The organism is Evansella halocellulosilytica (assembly GCF_002335745.1).
GTDB lineage: Bacteria > Bacillota > Bacilli > Bacillales > Salisediminibacteriaceae > Bacillus_CA > Bacillus_CA halocellulosilytica.
This window is the reverse complement of sequence record NZ_NIST01000001.1, coordinates 4,833,990-4,854,079: the sequence shown is the minus strand read 5'-3', so window position 1 is coordinate 4,854,079 and position 20,090 is coordinate 4,833,990. Positions and strand designations below refer to the sequence as shown.

Here is a 20,090-nt window from a genome sequence, read left to right as displayed (position 1 = left end):
AAGCCAAGGACACAGGATGAGCTTTAAAGGGAGAAGTCAGAGATCGCCATAGTAGTGAAGAAGCACATGCCAATGACCTACTGGCGACAGTAGCGAGGACAGCACATGAGTGAAACTGTACATAGATACAGTTGCGAACCTATACTCAAAAGGTAGGGATTCGTGCGAAGGGCGTGACCCATAGAAGAACAATGTGAGTAGGCTTACTTATGACTGCGGAAGTAGACAGAAGCTGGACAAGAGCCAAGGGGGCTGATGCCAGGGTGGAACAGAAGGGTACACCGTCTACCGCCAAATGAGATGCACAAGTTATTGCCGTGAGCTATCAACCTTGTAGAATCACATTTATATGGGGAAGCAGAAACAAAGGAAGAAGCGAAAGCAATGGCGTAAGGGGAATAACAGATGAAAAGACGTGTATGGTACAGTTTGTATGACAAAGTGTACAAGAAAGCGAATCTAGTAAGTGCCTTCTATCAAGTGAAGAAGAATAAAGGTGCACCAGGGGTTGATAAGGTAACAATTGAAGGCTATGAAGCAAAGCTGGAGGACAATCTAGAAGTGCTCCAACAGAAGCTAAAAGATAAACAATATCGACCCAAACCTGTTCGACGAAAGATGATCGACAAAGATAATGGCAAGAAACAACGTCCACTAGGGATACCAACGGTGGAAGATCGCATCGTACAAGCTTCTCTTCGAAATGTATTGGAACCGATCTTCGAAGAAGAATTCCTTCCGTGTAGCTATGGTTTTCGGCCCGGAATAAGTGCTCATATGGCTTTAGACAAAGTCACTGAACACTTGAATGCAGGATACCATTATGTCATCGATGCCGACTTACAATCCTACTTTGACACGATCCCACATGATAAACTGGAACATCAAATAAGGAAACGAGTGACAGATGGGTCTATAATCAAACTCATTCACCGTTTTCTCAGAGCAGGTGTCATGGTAGGAGATCGATACGAAGATACCCCTGAGGGAGCTCCGCAGGGTGGCGTGCTAAGTCCATTACTTTCGAACATCTACTTACATCAGCTTGATCAACTGATGACTGAGCGAGGTCACCGAATCGTCCGTTTTGCGGATGATTTTATCATTCTTTGTAAAAGTTCAAAAGGCGCAGAAAGAGTTATGCGAAGTGTCTCAAGATTTCTTGAGGAAGAGCTAAGTCTAACTGTGAATCAAGAAAAGACTAAAGTTGTCAACGCCAACAAAGAGCCATTTACATTCTTAGGCTATGAATTCATCGGAGATATTCGAAGAATAGACCCTAAGAAAGAGGCGACATTCAAGGAACGAGTGAAAGAAATGACTCGTCGAAACCAAACAGTTGATATTCAACTACTTATCCAAGACAAATTAAATCCATACATTCGAGGTTGGGCAAATTATTTTCGTTATGGAAATGTGAAGAACAAATTCAAAGTATGGGATAGCTGGATAAGAAGACGGTTACGAATGGTACAACTAAGAAGCTGGAGACATATAAAGAACCTCCACCGCCTTCTGAGAAGAAAGGGATGGAGGGAAGAAAACCTTAGAGGAATCCGTATGTTTGCTTGGCGAAGTTCCAAAAGTCCAATGGTTCATGCGGCACTAGACAATAAGTTCTTTTCAGAACTTGGACTCGTTAGTTTATCATCTGTTTATGATGAACGTTATCTCTAAAAGGGATATATGGGAAGAGCCACATGCGAAGATCCGCACGTGTGTGCTCTGTGAGAGGCGTGGTCAGTAATGGCGACGCCTACTCGGTTTTTATTTAAATAGAAAACAAGTTCAATGGATTGTATCCTTTTACCTACATACCCTAACTCCATAAACTATTATCACACCTTATATCCTGCACCTTATATCCTATAGTAAAACAAATTTTAGTGAATATTCACTTTCTTCTAAAAATATTTTAATATAGAAAAGTATGCTATTATACTAATATTATGTGTGTGTAAAAAATAATAAATATTATTTTGAGAAACTTATTGAAAGATAAGGACGCAAATATACAGGTCTAAAGTATGGATTTGCTATAACAGCTGAGTTGCACAAAGGATTAGGTATTTTTACCTAACGTTAAACCCTTTTGGTCTTTGTGTCAAAAGGGTTTTTTCCATTAATTGAGACAAATAATCTTGATTAATGATCAATCCATCAGTTGTTTTCGTAACTAGAGCCCAGTATTACGTCTCTGACGTCTAATTTTCAATCAACCTACTATAAACATTATTTTTCAACAATCTTTTATTTTTTCAAGGGGTGGAATATATGGAACTGCACAAGGTTAAATCTCTTTTCCCGAGTGAAGATGGTAATCTACAGCAACAAGAGCAGCTGTTAAAATTAATTGAGAAATTAGTGTCCACGATGGATTCATATAAAGATCCTAATAAAACGTCATTAGGGGCAATGAAAGAACAAGGGAGTCACTTTTATAAAGAAATGGTTGAACAAAGTGAAATACCAAGTTCAGGAGAGCCGTTATCTGAAGTAGTCGATGATTTACTTGAGATGGTAAAAGGACATCCATATCAGACGAGAAAGTACGCAACGAATGCGATCCCAATGGCGAGTATTCCAGGTCTGTTAGGCATGTTAACAACAACGTTAGTGAATTCCAACAGTTTATGGGATGTCTATTCGCCGATAGGAGCGGAAGCTGAAGTGAAAGTAGCTTCAATGATGGCAAATCTTGTAGGTTATAATCCTAAAAAGAGCTTAGGATATACAACATGGGGTGGCCAAGGTGCTGTTTTTACAAGTCTCCGTCTAGCTATTGCAAAACAATTTCCAAATGCAAAAGAGAAAGGACTTCCGCAAAACCTTTACTGTTTTGCATCTCCAGGAGCCCACTACAGTTTACTAAAATCGGTTGAAGCAACAGGGATCGGCAGCAATCAGTTAATCAGTGTAAATACGAAAAAAGACCATACTATGGATGAAGAAGATTTAAAGCGAAAAATGATTGAGGTTATTAATAAAGGTGGAGTGCCTCTCTACATAGCTGCGACGACTGGGACAACTGATTCTTTTGCGATTGATCACGTGAAAGCGATAAAAGAAACAGCTGATGAAGTGACAAATCAATATGAACTAAATCGTGTATTTATTCATGCAGACTCCGCAATGGGTGGATTTTACAGCTTCTTTAATGAATATGATTATGACAACAATCCACTATCTTTTAGTGGAGAAATGCTCAACGAATTGTTAACAATTAAAGCACGCATGCAACATTTACATATGGCTGACAGTGTTTGCTTTGATTTTCATAAGCTAGGACAAACTCCTTATGTATCAAGCTTGTTCTTAGCAAAGGAAGGAAAAGATTTATCACTTCTTGATTTAAAAGAATTTGACACGCCTTATGTTGGAAACCGGGGGTATGGTAGCTACCATACTGGGTATACATTAGAATGCTCGAGGATGGCAAGCTCAATTTCGATGTATGCGACGTTGTTAGCGTTTGGTACTGAAGGTTATCAAAAATTGCTAGCAAAATATGTTGAGCTGAATCTTTATTTTCGCCAATTAATCGAAAAGAAGATCCCACAAGCGGCAATCGTTAATCAAGAGAATCCAGGTCCAATTACGTTATTTAGGATTTATCCAAGTGATGTTATGTGGGAAAAAGAGAGTCATGGAGAATCGACGATTGATGAAATTCTAAAGGTAAACCAGTTAAATGATCAATTGTTCGAGTCTCTCGGGAAAGACCGTGAACAAGTATTTCTCGGTGATACGAAAAAAGTCTGTTTAGTTAAAGCTGCAGATCATCATGAACATGTACCTATATATGCAGGAAAATTTTTCTCAATATCTCCGTATACACAATTAGAAGATGTAGAGGAAATGGTCGACTTTATTGAAAGACATATAAAAAAGATTGTTGGAGGGAAAGACCTTGCAGTTCAATACTAAGAAAAAAACGAAATCGATCTATAAAAAAATATTGTTAAGCTTTATTCTTTCATTTGTAGCTATTTCAATTATTTTTAGTTCAACACTGTATGTATTTTCTAAAAATTTGGTTGAACAGCATGTCATTCAACAGTTCGAAGAAAATTTAAACACGCAGATAGGCGGATTATCCAATCAGATTGAGCCGAATATAGTAGAATTGGCGATTCAAGGAGATCATGCTAGTTATGAACAGTTATACAACGTTTTAACTGATTTTAGTGAAGAACAAAGCATCGAATTAGCCTATGTTTTAGTCCAAGATGGTGAAGAGGAGAGAATCGTTGCAGTAGGTGGAGAAAATGAATTGCGTGGTGAAGAATACCCATTTACAGAGGAAATGATTGAGGCTATTCATGGTACTACTGCGTTAAGTGATATATATGAAGATGAATATGGTGTACATAAGTCGATTTTTACACCGATTCAAGGGCAAAATGCCATTATTGGCATTGATATGGATGCTTCATTTATTAATAGTTTATTAACACAAATTATTTACATTTCGGTCGGTATTACATTGCTCGTACTCGTTGCCGGGGTGGTGATTGCAACGGTGATTAGTAAACGAATTTCGAGTCCGATCCGTCAACTTGTCCAATATGTAAAAACGTTATCGACAGGTGATTTCACGATGAAAGCACCTGAAGTAAAATCTAAGGATGAGATTTGGGAGCTATCAAACAGTTTAGATCGTATGGTTGATGATTTAACGAACATGTTTAATCAAGTGAAAAGTGAATCCGAGAGTGTTGCTGCAACCTCTCAGCAGTTGTTATCAAGTACTGAAGAAACAAGCCAGGCGATGAATATGATTACGACTTCAATTGGGGAAGTCGCAGCTGGTTCGGAACAACAAACATCTCAAATTCAAGAAGTGAATGTCGCTGTCAATTCTATTTCTGAAAGCTTTAATGATATAACAGCAAGTACGATTGACGTGACGAACCGTTCACAAGAAACGTTACAGACAGCTGAAAAAGGTTCGGAAGTCGTAGGAAGTGCAATTGAACAGATGGACGTCATTGATAAAATGGTAAGTGAAGCAAAAGATGTCGTCGTCCATTTAAATGAGAACTCAAAGCAAATTGAAGAAATTGTGACGTTAATAACAGCCATTTCCGATCAAACAAACTTGCTTGCACTTAATGCATCGATTGAAGCAGCACGTGCAGGAGAGCATGGAAAAGGCTTTGCAATTGTTGCAGATGAAGTGCGAAAGTTAGCCGAACAGTCAGGAAATGCTGCAAATAAGATTACTGAAAAAATTGAAGATATGCAAAAGCAATCTGTCCATGCTGTCGAAACGATGACAAAAGGATATCTTGCGGTCCAGAGCGGTTTGAATACGGTGAATGAGGCAGGAACATCTTTTCATGATATTCGATCTTCTGTAAATGACGTTACATTACAAATTGGCACTGTGAAAAACAATGTAGAAGATATAAATAAAGGAACTGAATCAATTGTTGTAGCAATGGATGAAATCTCTTCGTCATTAAGTAAAGTAAACGGCAATGCCCAAACCGTTTCAGCTGCATCTGAAGAACAAAATGCCATTATTGATGAAGTTGTCATCGCTTCAGGGAATCTTTCGAAAATGAGTAAAAGTCTTCAAGAAGCAACGAAAAATTTCAAAATGTAGTGATGTAAAGGCAACCTTCATGAGTTCGTTTTGTAATTGTCAAGTACAATAAAGAACAAAGAGACCGACAAAAGTCTCGTATATGATGCCACTTATAAAGGAAATGATTTTCGTCCCGTGCTTATATAGTCATATTGTACATGACCACTAAGAACATTAATTTTTTTTTCAAAGTCGCTTTCATGTGCCTAAGTGGATGGTAATATAGTACTAACTACAAATTGGTAATATGACATGAGGAGGTACTTATGAAAAAAATAGGGACGAAACTATTTTTAGGTTTTTTGGTAGTCATTTTATTATTTTATTCTGGTATGGTCGTCATTGGTTTCTTACAAACAAATATTCAGCAGTCCTCTGAACGAGTAGAAAATTCATCAAGAGAACATATTCTTGCTTCAGAATTACGTAATACAACGCTTGAAAAAAATATCTATTTACTCGATTACATCATTTCAAGTGACGAACAGTTTATTGATGAATATGAAGGAATCGTGAATGAACAAGGACGAGTGCTTGATGAATTAACGATGTTTATGGAGTCGGAAGAACAGAAAGAATTAATTAACGTACTAAAACATGAACTATCATCGATTGATGAATCGTTTTTTGATTTACTCGTACCCGCAGTGAAGTCCGGAGATATTGAGAGAGCAATTGAAATCGACGGTACAATTATTGAGGAAGCAGAGGCACAGATAGAAAGTAGTGTCCAAAGGATTATTGACATTGCTGAGGAAGATGCTCTTACAGCACAAGAACAACAGGATGACTATCTTTATCAGGCACAGTTGACTTCCTATATTGTACCAACCGCCTCTCTTATTGTCGGGATCATCATTGCTTTTTCTATTGGAAGACGCATTACGAGACCAATTAAAGACATTCAAACATTTAGTACGAGGATTGCGAATGGTGATTTAACAGCTGAGCATCTCGAAGTTAAATCAAAAGATGAAGTTGGTCAGTTGACGCATGACATAAACATGATGAGTGATAGTATTAAAAAACTGATAATGCAAACTTCGGACATTTCTGATAAAGTTTCAGCATCTAGTGAGGAGTTGTCTGCTTCATCGAAAGAATTTTTAGAAGGAATCGAGCAAGTTTCTGCTACATCTGAGGAAATAGCTTCCGGTGCAAACGAGCAAGCAACAAAAGCTGCTGATACACTAAAACTCGTCCAACATGTATCAGAAGATATGACCCAGATTCATAGTGACTTAGAAGTCATGGAAGAAGCGACTAAAGATACAGAGTATTCATCGAACAAGGGGGAAGAAAGTGTTAAAAATTCGATTAATCAAATGAAGGTGATTAGAGAAAAAGTTGCTTTCACTGCTAGTACAATCGAAGGATTAAATATAAAATCCGAGAATATAAATGAAATCATCCAAGTGATTGAAGACATCTCTTCGCAAACGAACTTATTAGCTTTAAATGCTGCGATAGAAGCAGCGAGAGCTGGCGAGCAAGGTAAAGGCTTTGCTGTGGTTGCCGACGAAGTAAGAAAACTAGCTGAGGAAGCTACGAATTCAACTCAAGAAATAAAAGAGATTATTCAATCTGTTCAAGATGAATCAAAACGGGCAACAATGGATATGAAAGATGTTGAAAAAGAAGTAAAGCAAGGTGAAACTGTTATAACTGGAAGTGGACAATCGTTTAATGACATTGCCAAAAATGTTAAAGAGCTTTCAGACAAAATAACAGTTATCTCATCTTCAACAAAGCAAATTAATGAAAGAAGTAAGCAAGCTTTACAATATGTTGAGGATATTGCAAGTGTGACTGAACAATCATCAGCAGGGACAGAAGAGTTATCTGCGACAGTTGAGCAACAAAATGCATCGATGCAGGAAATGAGTAATATGGCTGATGAACTGTCTAAAATGGCTGAACAACTGACACAGCACATTTCAACATTTAAATATTAATAACAAGGTTTGTTATAGTCGCCAGAGCACAACTTGTGCACTGGCTAATTTTTTTGATCGATTGAGCGAGGGGGGGCTTGAGCGGGCAGAGGAACAACGAAAACAGAACAGTGCTAGGGTTTACGCGTGCATAGGGTCAACAGGAATATAGCAGGGACTTGAGCGTACATAGGGTCAATGGAAACATAACAGTGCTAGGATTTACGCGGACATCAGATCCGTTATATCGACAAAAACGACTATTCTTGCAGCGTAAGAGGACAGTGAGTACGTTATTTAGGCAAAATCATCCGTTTTGAGCTGTATTTTAAAAAATTAAAGGAACCGATGTCCGCATAATCATGAAAATAGCTCAAATTGGTATGGATAACGGACCTCATGTCCTCCAAAACAGAGCGAGAGTTTACGCCGCGGACACTAGGTCAACGAAAACAGAACAAGAGCCTGAAGAGACACTGGATCAGCTAAATAGGAACTCTTTTTCAATGATTTAGCAATCTAAAAGAAATGTAAAAAGGTGATTCCATTATAATAGAATGTGAAACCTAGATAATTGGGGGAATCAACTTTGGGTAATGTAGTGTTAGATATGTCAATGTCGCTTGATGGTTTTGTTGCTGGGGAAAATGATCATTCAGAACAGCCGCTTGGTGATAACGGATCCATTTTACACAACTGGCTGTTCAGTGGTGAGATGGTTAGCAAATATAATGACTTCTTTAAACTGTCAAGCAGTAGTCGAGTAGTTTTCGATGAATCCATTGAAAAAACGGGAGCGATTTTAGTAGGAAGAAGAACGTATGATATTGTTGGTGGATGGGGTGGAAGCCACCCAAGCGGGGTGCCGGTCCACGTTCTTACTCATAACGTACCAAATGAAGTTCCGGTTGGATCAACTCCGTTTCACTTTGAAACGAATGGAATACATCGTGCTGTTGAACGAGCTAAAGAAACGTCTGGTGAGAAACATGTTGGTGTAGCAGGTGCAACAGTCACGCAGCAATGTATAAAACACGGATTGCTTGATGAAATTCATCTTCATGTAGCTCCTGTATTACTTGGAAAGGGAGTACGTTTATTTGATCATATCGGTGATGAAAGCGTTAGGTTAGAAAAGTTGGATGTCGTTGATTCTCAAGGTGTGACTCATGTAAAATATCGAGTCTTAAAATGAGAACATAGTTTAAAGCAGCTGTTACGTTATTAGCAGCTGCTTTTCTATGATAAAATAAAGAAAAATGATATTTTAGGTGTGATCGTATGGGGCAAGTGAACAATGTGAAATGTCCAATTTGTCAAAATAACAATGGGTGTACCAAAGACTCATCCTGCTGGTGTAACGACGAGTCTTTTCCGCGAGACATATTCAAACTAGTACCGTCAGAGTATCAACGGAAGATGTGTATTTGTAAGTCGTGTCTTGACTCATATAAGGAAAGCATAAAACCATCAGATAAAAATAATCGTCACTCTGACTGTTAATCCATTAACCACATTCTGTCCAAGTGCCGATTTCCTAGCAAAATAAAATAGATTCTTTAATTCTTTTTCTCTTTTTTCACACTGACTCCACACATAAGTAAGCGCATCATCACTTCTGTATGATCTCGCGTCGTGTATTCTTTACTGTTTCTGTTCCCGATTAACTTATCGCCTTCACGTCTGATCGGACGTAATAAATGATTAAAGCTGCTAAAAAAACATCCGCTTCTGGCAAGCTATCGTGTTAAAAGTCTTATCCAAAGTACAGTGAATCGTAAACCTTAAAAAGGGGAAAAATGGGAGATAAAATGTTCAGTAAAGAAAAAACAGCTTTACAATGGGCAGAGGAAGCATGCAGAAATTTAATGAGTCATTATGAACCTGTAAAGCATTATCATCAAGGAGTTTTTCTTTGCGGAATGCATGACGTATGGCAAGTGACGAAAGAAGAAGAATATTACTTTTATTTTAAAGAATATGTTGATAAGCTCGTTGATGAGGAAGGTAACTTTTTATTTAGACGAAGTGAATTGGACGCGATTCAACCAGAGTTGCTCTTATTTCCATTATATAAAAGAACTGGCTTAGAAAAATATAAGACAGCCGCTACTAAGCTGCGGAACCTTTTAAAAATTAAATCGAACGAAGGAAGGTGGTTTTTGGCATAAAGATAAGTCCCCTTACCAAATGTGGCTAGACGGATTATATATGGCTGGTCCATTTACGGTTACATATGACAGCATCGATTTTAGGACGACTGTTCATTAAAAAGAAAGAAACGAAAGAAGTAAGGTTAACTCAAATTGCAAACTGACGATAAATATTCATAACTCAAAAAACAAAAAAAGCAGGTGGGATAAAGTGAAGGAAACAAACGTTGAAAGATTGCAAAGAGAAAAGCTTGTAGCAATTATTAGAGGGATTTCATATGAATCTGGAGAACCTACAGCTCAAGCATTATTAAACGGAGGAATTTCATTATTAGAAGTGACGCTTAATACAGACGGAGCATTGAAGATGATTTCAAATTGGAAAGAAAAATTTGGTGAGCGTGCTTGTATAGGAGCTGGGACCGTTCTTGATCTTAATATGGCAAAAGATGCTGTTTCAGCGGGTGCTGAATATTTAGTTTCGCCTAATCTTGATGAGAGAGTCATAGATTATGGAATATCAAAAGGGGTCGATGTTTGGCCGGGGTCGATGACTCCGACTGAAGTCGTTCGTGCTTATCAAGCTGGAGCAACAGCAGTAAAGTTATTTCCTGCTGGAACTTTAGGGATTCAGTATTTTAAAGACATTCGAGGTCCTTTAAATCATATTCCAATGATGGTGACAGGTGGGGTCAATTTAGACAATATGAAGGATTTTTTATCTGCTGGTGCCATTGCTGTTGGCTTAGGCGGGAATCTCGTTCATAAGCAGCTTATTCATGAAAAGAAATTTGATGAAATCACGAATCTTGCAAGACAGTTTACAGAAAAAGTAAAGGGGGAATGAGAGGATGAATCACTTACCTAAAGTAGATGTCGTAACGATCGGTGAAAGTATGGTTTTATTTCAGCCAGCATTAACTGAAGGGGCGATTACGTATGCTCCCCTTTTTGCAAAGTCAGTCGGTGGAGCGGAATCGAATGTTGCTATGGCATTAACACGGTTAGGTAAAAAAGTCCGCTGGATTAGTCGTTTAGGGGATGATCCGTTCGGAGACATGATTTTATCTACATTAGCAGGCGAGGGTGTTGATGTTTCATACGTAATCAAAGATCAGACATCACCTACTGCAGTATTTTTCAAAGAATCAAAAGGATATGGAGATCCGAATGTTTACTATTATCGAAAGCATTCTGCTGCAAGTAAGCTTTCGGACGAAGATATGAAGCTGGATTGGTTTAAAGGTGCCCGACATTTACATATAACAGGAATTACCCCGGCTTTAGGTGAGAATACAACGATGATGGTTCAAAAAGCAATGATCCAGGCGAAAGAACAAGGTTTAACCGTTTCATATGATCCAAATTTACGAAAAAAACTATGGGGCGAATCAGAAGCACGGGAAACATTGCTTTCATACATTCCTTATTGTGATATTTTTATGCCTGGTATTGAGGAAGCAGAGTTTTTAATTGGTGAGAAATCACCAGAGCAGTTTTGTGAACAGTTTCAGGAAATGGGAGTCAAAGTTGTTTTATTAAAATTAGGAACGAACGGGTCAATGGCAAAGTTTGATGACACGATGGTAAAAGCAGAGCCGTACAGAGTTGAGACAACTATCGATACTGTTGGTGCTGGAGATGCCTTTGCTGCTGGTTTTTTATCGGTGTTTCTTGATGATGAACAGCCGTTAAAAAGTAATCGCTTAATAGAACGGTTACCAGATGCTTTAAAACGAGCGAACATCATGGGTGCGTTAGCTACTCAGTTTAAAGGAGATTGGGAAGGGAATCCAACGTTAAGTGAATTAGAAAGGATTGAAGCTGGTAAGCAACACGTAACGAGATAAATCGAATTTCCTTAAAGACCATATGCACGAAATTAAAAAATACTTAAACGCAAGAAATGCTTATTTAGTGAGATTTCTGCATATGAAATAATGAAACTTTAAGTTCTGCAATATCATTTGTGGTATCACACAAACTAAAATATAACCGCCACACGACAACCAAAATAACAAAAACTTCTTTAGCACCATACACTAGCCTGCGCTCATATATGTGCGGGTTAGTTTCATTTTGCAGATAAATCAAATGACAATAATTCTCATTCTAGCGTTACTGAATCGTTCTTAAGTAACTCTTAGTTTAAAGATTTTCGGCTGAATGATAATGACGTTACGATGAGCAAAAAGGTGAGGATATAGATAATGATTAATCTAATAATTATACTAATAGTTAAACTTCTATCAGCAGTTCTATCACCTCTAACATTTTATATAATACTTATATTGCTCGAAATCATTAAATCGATCGTTATAAGGAGCAGCATCGTTATCAGTTTTGGGGGTCTTGGTTTTGTGTATATTTATGCCCTCCCAGTTTATTTGTTGCTTGCAGTTCCAGTTTCAATAATTATTGATAAAATAAATCCTAAATGGAAAATTCCATACTATGCGATAGCAGGGTTATTTGGAGGTATACTTGTAGTATTATTATTTTCTGTTGTAGGTACAAATGACTTCGATTTTGATATTAAAATGGGTGTTGGCTATATGATTGCGGGAATTGCTTTTTATTTATCCGAAATGCTTCTAAAAAAATTGCTAAAAATATAACATCCTGAGGAGAGGCTTACATTGATTTCATTTATTGTTACTATTCTTTTCTGATAAACAGACAATTTTCATGTGAATAATCGCAATTTAGCAGCCAATAAAGGCTGTTTTTCTTTTGATTAGAAAATATAGCAATTGATAAGAAATAAATCATCTTATTTGTTGATAGAATAAATACAACAGATTTGTTGATAGAATAAATGCAGCAGAAAGTAATGTTGAAAGGAGTTAGGCACTATATGATACGAAAAGCGATTCAAATAACGATTTTTGTTCGTGACATCGAAAAAGCAAAGAAATTTTACACCGAAAGTTTAGGATTTGTAATCGTTGATGAGGAAGAGTTTGCACCTGGATGGATTTATTTGACTGTTTCTCCTCAAAAACATAATGAGACCGTACTTGAATTAGTAAAAGCAGATACCCCTGAACATGAAGCGTTAATTGGGAAGCAGGCAGGGGAGCATATTATCGTCATGTTCGAGTCTGATGACATTGAAGCCGATTATAAAAATATGAAAACACGCGGAGTTGTATTTCACGGCGAGCCTAAATCTGTCCCAGGAGGAAAAGGAGTTGGCTTTCAAGACTTATACGGAAATCAATTTGATTTATTTGAAAAAGATGAATCGTTTAAAAGGAAGGACACGTTTTAAAATGAAGTGCTAGGGGAGAAACTCAATGGGAAAAGTAATTTATTCACAAATGGTATCTGTCGATGGCTTTATCGAAGGAGAAAATGGTGAGATTGACTGGGGAACTCCTGATGATGAATTATTTCGTTTCATCAATGATCAGGAGAGCAAGGTAGGGATGCATTTATACGGACGGAGAACGTATGAGAATATGGCTGGCTATTGGCCAAAGGCAGATAAAAAAACCACAGTAACAAAGTATGATATTCATTATGCGAATGTATGGAGAAATATACCGAAAGTCGTCTTTTCAAAGACGTTAACGAATGTACAGTGGAATAGCCGGCTTATGAAAGAACCGATAATTGAGGAAATAACAAAACTGAAAAATGAAAATGAGGGTAGCCTCTTACTTGGTGGAGCTGGACTTGCATCGTCGTTCATGCAGCGGGAATTAATTGATGAATTTCAACTTTATATCCATCCAATAGTTTTAGGCGGAGGGAAACGGTTATTTCCAACACCTGGACCTCAATTTTATCTTTCGTTTGCCGATGTCCGTCAATTTACGTCAGGAGTCGTATTTCTTCGTTATCAAACAAAGGGAGTTGACCATTAAATGGCTAAAGTAATCTCACAAATGATGGTGTCTCTAGATGGCTATATAGAAGGAAAGAATAAAGAAATAGATTGGCATAACGTCGATGAAGAATATAATACGTATGCAGCTCGTTTACTTGATTCTGCAGATGTTCTTTTGTTCGGAAAAAACACGTATCAACTGATGGAAAATTATTGGCCAACACGTGAAGCTGTTTTAAATGACCCAATTATTGCTGAAAAAATGAATCAATTAACGAAAATTGCTTTTTCTACTAGTCTTAAAAAAGCTAAATGGCAAAATACGAGAATTGTTAGTGAGAATGTAACAGAAGAAATCTTACAGCTTAAGAAACAATCTACGAAAGACATTGTTATTTTAGGCAGTACGCACCTCGTTTCATATTTAACGAAAATGAAGTTAATTGATGAATTTCAAATCATGATCAACCCCATTGTTTTAGGGAGCGGCACATCATACTTTATAGATGTAGAAGAGAAGCTGCACTTAACCCTCGTAAAAACGAAGAGGTTCGCTTCTGGCAATGTATTGCTATGCTACCAAACTTGATGAATAAAATGTTTTGCCCCGTCCGGCACGAGGACGCGGCGTTTCTATTGCGGAGTTGGATATTGTGACGAAACGGAGAGTTACTACGACAAAATGTGGAGAAGTTGCGACTAAACGATGAATTACTAAAATGAAACCTGAAGTTACCATTTTTTATAATATAAACCTTAAGTCTTATATCGAAATACAGCTAAGGCATCTTCATTCGGATCTCGTTTCTCTTTATCATAAAGAAAGATTTTACATTTTCTTTATAGGAGAAATAAGATGGATACTCAAAACATATACATTTTGTTAACCGATACAGGAACAATGTTTACACGAACGATTAAGCTTTTTACGAAAGAACCTTACAATCATGCATCAATATCTTTTGATTCAGATTTGGATGAGGTATATAGCTTTGGACGAAAAACAGCCCGAAATCCATTTATCGGAGGATTTGTCAAAGAAGATATTCGAGGGAGTATTTTTAAACATGCGAATGGTGCGATATACAGATGCAATGTAACGAAAGAGCAGCTAGTCGTCATGAAAGATTTTATAAAGCATATTGAAAAACAGAAAGAGTGTTATCGTTATAACCTTTTAGGCTTATTTGCGATTCTTATCGATAAGCAAATAACCCGAAACAATGCCTTTTTCTGTTCCCAATTTGTTGCAACGATCTTACAAACAAGTGAAGTCATTCACTTTAATAAACCACTCTCTCATGTAACTCCGAGAGATGTTATAGCGGGACATGAATTTGAGCGAATATATGAAGGACCGCTTTCACAATATATTGAACGAACGAACGCTGCTAATACGGTGAAAATAAGATACATGAATCGTGATACACAGCTTTTATCGCGGACTTCGTGTAGATAGAATCAAAAGCGGACTAAGTCTAAACAAGTCATTATTTAGGAAATGCTAACGTCACTTTTACTGGCAAATGGTCTGAGGCATAAGGAAGAATTGAGACAACCTCTGCATTCGTTACTTTGAATCTGTTACTGCAAAAAATATAGTCTAGGCGCATTTGCGGATGAGATGAGGGAAATGTGCTTCCGTTCCCTCTTCCAGATAAAACCCATGGATCTTGAAGGTGTTCGGTCATTTTTTTCCATCCAGATGAATTCGGTCTCATATTCCAATCTCCCATCACGACGACCGGAAATGGAGAACGTTGAATTTGGTTTATAATAAAATGTGATTGTTTTTTATGGAGAAAAGGGTTTAAGCATAAATGTGTGATGTACACTTGAAACGGTTTGTTTTCGCTTTGAATCGTTGCTTCTAATAATGACCTTCCTTCAATAAATCCTTTCATAAAGTGAAGTGGGTAGCTGTTACTCGATAGGATTGGTAATCGTGAAAGAAGAGCATTTCCGTATTGCCTTACTTGATTTGCTTTTCGGGATTTTAACGTAAGGGATGGACTGTAATCGTGTTCCATGTTTAATTGCGATGCAAGCCATTTAATTTGATCTTCGTAATGACTTCGTTTAGAAAAATGTCTATCAACCTCATTTAAACCGATAACGTCAGCGTCACTTTTCTCGATTACTTCCCCAATTCTTTCTAAGTCGACTTTTCGATCTAACCCTTTTCCGTGATGAATATTAAAGGTCATTACGTTTATTTCCATATCGATCCTCTCCCGGCTAACAGTTTATTATTGTTATGTACATAAAACACTTTATTTATTTGAGTACACTTGGCCGTAGGAAAGAATATTCTCCTTCTAAAATACATCGATTTGTTTCGACCATAAACGACAGATCCATATTAGTAGAGGGAGGAACAGTCTCGTAGTATCTCCATCTTTTGATAACAACATTGCCTAGGGATAGCGTCTACCATAAGCGATTCGTGCAACATTAGTGCTAAAAAAGGTGTGACAGCCCCTATGTCGGTAAAGTGCCCTTATAGAGCGAAATTAAAACCGCTCGTTTTACGGGCGGATTACTTATTGTGAGACTTGGCGAGATTCACTATAGGATGAAACAATTCGCTATTTCGCAAGGTCGATAAAAGAAGTTTTGTTTACAAAGGTGGGAAACTCTCATATAATAATTTTTAGGACAAAAAAACGAATAGGATACAAAAAAGGTTTCTGACAAGGCCATAAGCTAGAATGGATGTGTCAGATGAAAAGGGAAGTTGGTGAAAATCCAACACGGTCCCGCCACTGTGAACGTTTTAGGAAGGCTGCAACATATTCCACTGTGCAATCCTTTGTATGGGAAGGAGCAGCTTACTGATGAAGCGTGAGTCAGGAGACCTGCCTTTTTTTGTTTAATATAGAAATGTTCCAATGAACTGAATGGGGACTTTCTATTTTAAAACACCTTCGAGGAAAAGGATGTTTAACGTGCATTTAGAAATCTTTACATAACGATGCACTTTGACACTTTGCGCTTTTCCTGTGGAATAGCGTTTTTTTGTTGTGAAGAAAATATAGGGGGATATAAAAATGGGGAAAGAATTTTTGAAAAAATGGGGACCTTTAAGCCTGCTCTTTATTTTATTGATAGTTGTAATGGCTGGCTGTGGTTCAGAAGAAGAAGGAACAGAGCCTCAAGATGAAAACGGTAATGAAGAAACATCATCTGAAGAAAGCAGTGATGGAGAAGGCGGAGCTGAAGATGGACACTTCCCTGTTACATTAACAGATGATGCTGGTAATGAGCTGACAATTGAAGAAGAACCAGAAACAATTGCTTCGTTGCAGCCGAGTAATACTGAAATTACATTTGCTTTAGGTCTAGGAGATAAAGTCGTTGGTGTATCAGAATTTTGTAATTTCCCTGAAGAAGTGATGGACATTGATACGATCGGAGCACAAGAAATCGATGCAGAACAGATTTTAACAATACTACCTGACGTACTTCTCGTAACTGACTATCACTGGAATAATCACGAGGAAGTACTAGAGCAATTTACCGATGCTGGCATTCACGTCATTGTTATTGGTGATGACTCATCGTTTGCTGACGTATACGAATCAATTGAATTAATCGCCGAAGGAACAGGAGCAGTTGTTGAAGCGGAAGAGCTTATTGTAGACATGAAAGAGCGCCACAACATGATTATTGAAAAAGCTGAGGAAGTAACAGAGGAAAAAACAGTATGGGTAGAGGTCGCACCATCTCCTGACATCTTTACAACGGGACAAAAAACATTTTTACATGAAATGCTGGAGTCGATCCAAGCAACGAATGCAGCCGAGGATCATGAAGGATGGGTGAATATTACAGAAGAAGAAATCGTTCAATTGAACCCAGATGTCATCATTACAACATATGGCTATTATGTTGAAGATCCACTGAATGAGGTAATGTCAAGAGATGGCTGGGAAGAGGTACCTGCTGTTAAAAATGAACAAGTTTTCGATGTTGATAACGATACAGTGACTAGACCAGGTCCTCGTCTCATTGAAGGAGTGGAAACACTTGCAGAACTTATCTACCCGGAAGTTTTTGAGTAATAAAACATTTTGGCTATATGTGATTTGCGGAGGGTTTGTACTATGTACAGCCCTCCTAGGTTTATTCATAAGCAGTGTGACAATCCCGATATCGAGCATCATAAGTATTATTTTGGACAACAGCTTAGGGATAACCTGGAAAGAAGATATTCCAAAAAATGAAGAAATGATCATTTGGAACATTCGGCTCCCAAGAGTCTTACTTGCACTCTTCGTAGGAGCTTCATTAGCGTTAGCTGGTGCTGCATTTCAAGGGTTGTTACGTAATCCTTTAGCAGACCCGTATACAATTGGAGTTTCATCCGGAGCTGCACTTGGAGCTGTAATCGTCTTGTTTTTCCAAGTAACAATCGTATGGTTAGGAAGCTTCACGTTACCAATTGTTGCGATACTAAGTGGTTTTTTGACTTTGATTGTCGTCTTTGGTTTAGTTAGGCTAAGCAGCAGAAATTTAGCGATCGAAACGATTATATTAGCTGGTATTATCGTCAGTGCATTTGTGGGCGCAATCATTTCACTAATTATTGCATTAAGTGATCAAGACTCGATGACGCAAATTATTTATTGGCTTTACGGCAGTGTCAGCATGAGAGGCTGGAGTCATGTGCAACTGATTTTACCATTTATGATTATTGGGACGTTTATGCTTATTTTTCATTATCGTGAGTTGAATGCTTTAGCATTAGGGGAAGATGCAGCCGATCATATAGGTGTAAATGTGAATAGAGGGAAAATTCTCATTTTAATTGGTGCGTCATTGCTAACCGGTGCAGCAGTAGCGGTATCAGGGACGATCGGATTTGTTGGACTCGTTATCCCTCATTTAGTCCGTCTCATTACAGGTCCGAATCACCGTTATGTCTTGCCTCTTTCAATGCTTGTAGGGGGAGCTTTCCTAGTGTGTGCTGATTTAATCGCAAGAACGATCATCGCCCCAAAGGAGCTGCCGATTGGTGTCATTACAGCGTTAATAGGAGCGCCAGTATTTGCTTTACTCTTAGTTAGAGAAAGAATTGGAAGGAGAAAAGGACATGTTGAAAGTTGATCATTTAACAGGCGGATACGGGAATCGACCGATTATTGATGACCTTAGTTTTGAGATTAACAAAGGTGAGTTTTTTTCTCTTCTCGGTCCTAATGGAAGCGGGAAAACAACACTTTTTAATTTAATAACTGGACGTCTACCTGTAAAAAGTGGCGGCATTTTCATTTCTGGCCAATCTCTTTTCTCAATGCCAAAAATAGAAAAAGCAAAGAAAGTGGCGGTACTCACGCAAGAAGTTCATATTTCCTTTGATTATACAGTTGAAGAAATAGTGAGTCTCGGACGATACCCTCACCAAACAGGCATTCTGAAAAGGCTCTCAAGAACAGATAGAGACATCATAGACCGAGTCATGGACGCCACAGGCGTAAAGAAGTTTCGCAACAGCCAATTTCAAATGATTAGCGGCGGAGAAAAACAACGCGTTTTATTAGCGAAAGCTTTAGCTCAGGAACCAGAAATTCTTTTACTCGATGAACCAACGAACCATTTAGATATCAAACATACATTTGATATTTTAGATCTATTAAAAGAATGGCAGCACCAAAAAGGATTAACGATTTTTGCAATCTTACATGATTTGAATGTAGCTTCCCTTTATGCAGACCGTATTGCTCTTTTACATGAAGGGACATTTTTAGACGTCGGTAATGTCGATACATTAAGGAAAGTGGATCAACTTGAAAAGGTGTATCGTGTTTCTGTAAACGCCCATTCTCATCCGCTCGTTCCGAAACCGCAAATAATGATGACTCCGAATTATATGACACGGGATGGAAATCGTCATCAGACTTTACTCGAAAATGTTTGTATCGAAAAAAATGAGAAATACATTTACTTGCAATTTGATGAACCATTACGAACGATTTCAAATAGTTTCTTAGGTGAAGGGATTCAGTGGTTAAAACATTTCATTAATTTTCATGTGGAAAACGTTGATCATAATCCAGCATCTGAAAGTGATCTTGAGAAATGGATGGCTGATGAAGGAATTCCGCCAGAGCAGGCATCCACGATGATGACAGCTGTGGAAATGGACGATGTCGTGTTCGTAGAAAAGACAGTCAATAATATGAATATGTTTGTCGTCGTAACCGCAGGAATTGGTAATGCCCGAGATATTTCTAAAGAAGGTATTCATAGATCTATCAGTCATATCGGAACAATTAACACGATGGTCTTCATCGATGCTCATTTTACAGATGGTGCACTTATTCATGGATATATGACAGCTACAGAAGCGAAAGCGAAAGCGTTGCAAGACCTTCAAATTAAAGATCCTCACACAAATTCGATTGCAACAGGGACTTCTACGGATTGCCTGTTGCTTGCTCTTACCCAGAAAGGAGAAAGAACTTGTAGTGCTGGTTCTGGATCGGAAGTAGGGGAAGAAATTGGTGCAATTGTTTATGAAGCGACAGTAGAAGCGGTGAAAAAGTACCTAAAAAGGATTAAGTGATTATTAA

17 protein-coding genes, 1 pseudogene and 2 riboswitches are annotated in these 20,090 nt (G+C 37.9%); of the genes and pseudogenes, 17 read left to right on the top strand and 1 reads right to left on the bottom strand.

The annotated features are described in order from the left end of the window. Window positions 1-405 precede the first annotated feature (405 nt). The 14 genes and pseudogenes from ltrA to CD001_RS22835 all read left to right on the top strand — a co-directional run bounded on the left by ltrA (window position 406) and on the right by CD001_RS22835 (window position 14,974). On the top strand, window positions 406-1,677 hold the full coding sequence (gene ltrA / locus CD001_RS22900) for a group II intron reverse transcriptase/maturase (RefSeq protein WP_096186455.1): 1,272 nt from the start codon (window positions 406-408) through the stop codon (window positions 1,675-1,677). Window positions 1,678-1,971: 294 nt separating this feature from the next. Beyond that, window positions 1,972-2,058: riboswitch (cyclic di-GMP riboswitch) on the top strand. 222 nt (window positions 2,059-2,280) lie between these two features. Beyond that, window positions 2,281-3,927: a pyridoxal phosphate-dependent decarboxylase family protein gene (locus tag CD001_RS22895; RefSeq protein WP_407081153.1), complete on the top strand. Its 1,647-nt coding sequence runs from the start codon at window positions 2,281-2,283 to the stop codon at window positions 3,925-3,927. Then, window positions 3,911-5,611, top strand: coding sequence for a methyl-accepting chemotaxis protein (locus CD001_RS22890; protein ID WP_096189916.1), 1,701 nt, complete (start codon window positions 3,911-3,913; stop codon window positions 5,609-5,611). Before CD001_RS22895 ends, CD001_RS22890 begins: the two co-directional genes overlap by 17 nt. 248 nt (window positions 5,612-5,859) lie before the next feature. After that, window positions 5,860-7,548 carry a methyl-accepting chemotaxis protein gene (locus CD001_RS22885; RefSeq protein ID WP_096189915.1) on the top strand — a complete coding sequence of 563 codons (1,689 nt, stop codon included), beginning with the start codon at window positions 5,860-5,862 and terminating at the stop codon, window positions 7,546-7,548. 568 nt (window positions 7,549-8,116) lie between these two features. Continuing rightward, window positions 8,117-8,722, top strand: coding sequence for a dihydrofolate reductase family protein (locus CD001_RS22880; protein WP_096189914.1), 606 nt, complete (start codon window positions 8,117-8,119; stop codon window positions 8,720-8,722). Window positions 8,723-8,808: 86 nt separating this feature from the next. Continuing rightward, the gene (locus CD001_RS22875; RefSeq protein WP_096189913.1) at window positions 8,809-9,030 is read left to right on the top strand and encodes a cysteine-rich CWC family protein; all 222 of its coding nucleotides are present in this window, start codon (window positions 8,809-8,811) and stop codon (window positions 9,028-9,030) included. A gap of 308 nt (window positions 9,031-9,338) precedes the next feature. Beyond that, window positions 9,339-9,765, top strand: a pseudogene (locus tag CD001_RS22870) (glycoside hydrolase family 88 protein); the annotation flags it as partial. Window positions 9,766-9,891: 126 nt separating this feature from the next. Further along, the gene (locus CD001_RS22865) at window positions 9,892-10,527 is read left to right on the top strand and encodes a bifunctional 4-hydroxy-2-oxoglutarate aldolase/2-dehydro-3-deoxy-phosphogluconate aldolase (protein ID WP_096189912.1); all 636 of its coding nucleotides are present in this window, start codon (window positions 9,892-9,894) and stop codon (window positions 10,525-10,527) included. A gap of 4 nt (window positions 10,528-10,531) precedes the next feature. Further along, a complete protein-coding gene (locus CD001_RS22860) occupies window positions 10,532-11,530 on the top strand; it encodes a sugar kinase (RefSeq protein ID WP_096189911.1) in 999 nt (332 codons plus the stop codon). A 510-nt stretch (window positions 11,531-12,040) separates the two neighbouring features. Further along, entirely contained in the window at window positions 12,041-12,298 is a 258-nt protein-coding gene (locus CD001_RS26135) for a hypothetical protein (RefSeq protein ID WP_142303633.1), read from the top strand. A gap of 239 nt (window positions 12,299-12,537) precedes the next feature. Further along, on the top strand, window positions 12,538-12,954 hold the full coding sequence (locus CD001_RS22850) for a VOC family protein (RefSeq protein ID WP_096189909.1): 417 nt from the start codon (window positions 12,538-12,540) through the stop codon (window positions 12,952-12,954). A 25-nt stretch (window positions 12,955-12,979) separates the two neighbouring features. Beyond that, window positions 12,980-13,552, top strand: a complete 573-nt coding sequence (locus tag CD001_RS22845; RefSeq protein ID WP_096189908.1) for a dihydrofolate reductase family protein — start codon at window positions 12,980-12,982, stop codon at window positions 13,550-13,552. Beyond that, window positions 13,553-14,104, top strand: a complete 552-nt coding sequence (locus CD001_RS22840) for a dihydrofolate reductase family protein (RefSeq protein WP_096189907.1) — start codon at window positions 13,553-13,555, stop codon at window positions 14,102-14,104. 267 nt (window positions 14,105-14,371) lie between these two features. Beyond that, window positions 14,372-14,974, top strand: coding sequence for a hypothetical protein (locus tag CD001_RS22835; RefSeq protein ID WP_179298867.1), 603 nt, complete (start codon window positions 14,372-14,374; stop codon window positions 14,972-14,974). Between the two features lie 31 nt (window positions 14,975-15,005). Here the strand turns inward: CD001_RS22835 and CD001_RS22830 are convergent, their stop codons facing one another. Then, window positions 15,006-15,737 (bottom strand): endonuclease/exonuclease/phosphatase family protein, encoded by a 732-nt coding sequence (locus CD001_RS22830; RefSeq protein ID WP_096189906.1) that lies wholly within the window; start codon window positions 15,735-15,737, stop codon window positions 15,006-15,008. Window positions 15,738-16,182: 445 nt separating this feature from the next. After that, window positions 16,183-16,395, top strand: a riboswitch (cobalamin riboswitch). A gap of 170 nt (window positions 16,396-16,565) precedes the next feature. Between CD001_RS22830 and CD001_RS22825 the strand changes: the two genes are divergently transcribed. From CD001_RS22825 to CD001_RS22815, 3 genes are read left to right on the top strand one after another with little or no spacing between them, the layout of a single operon-like run. Continuing rightward, a complete protein-coding gene (locus tag CD001_RS22825) occupies window positions 16,566-17,579 on the top strand; it encodes an ABC transporter substrate-binding protein (protein WP_096189905.1) in 1,014 nt (337 codons plus the stop codon). Next, window positions 17,545-18,624, top strand: coding sequence for a FecCD family ABC transporter permease (locus CD001_RS22820; RefSeq protein ID WP_096189904.1), 1,080 nt, complete (start codon window positions 17,545-17,547; stop codon window positions 18,622-18,624). The genes CD001_RS22825 and CD001_RS22820 overlap by 35 nt, the downstream gene beginning before the upstream one ends. Continuing rightward, a complete protein-coding gene (locus CD001_RS22815) occupies window positions 18,611-20,083 on the top strand; it encodes an adenosylcobinamide amidohydrolase (RefSeq protein WP_096189903.1) in 1,473 nt (490 codons plus the stop codon). Before CD001_RS22820 ends, CD001_RS22815 begins: the two co-directional genes overlap by 14 nt. Window positions 20,084-20,090 lie beyond the last annotated feature (7 nt).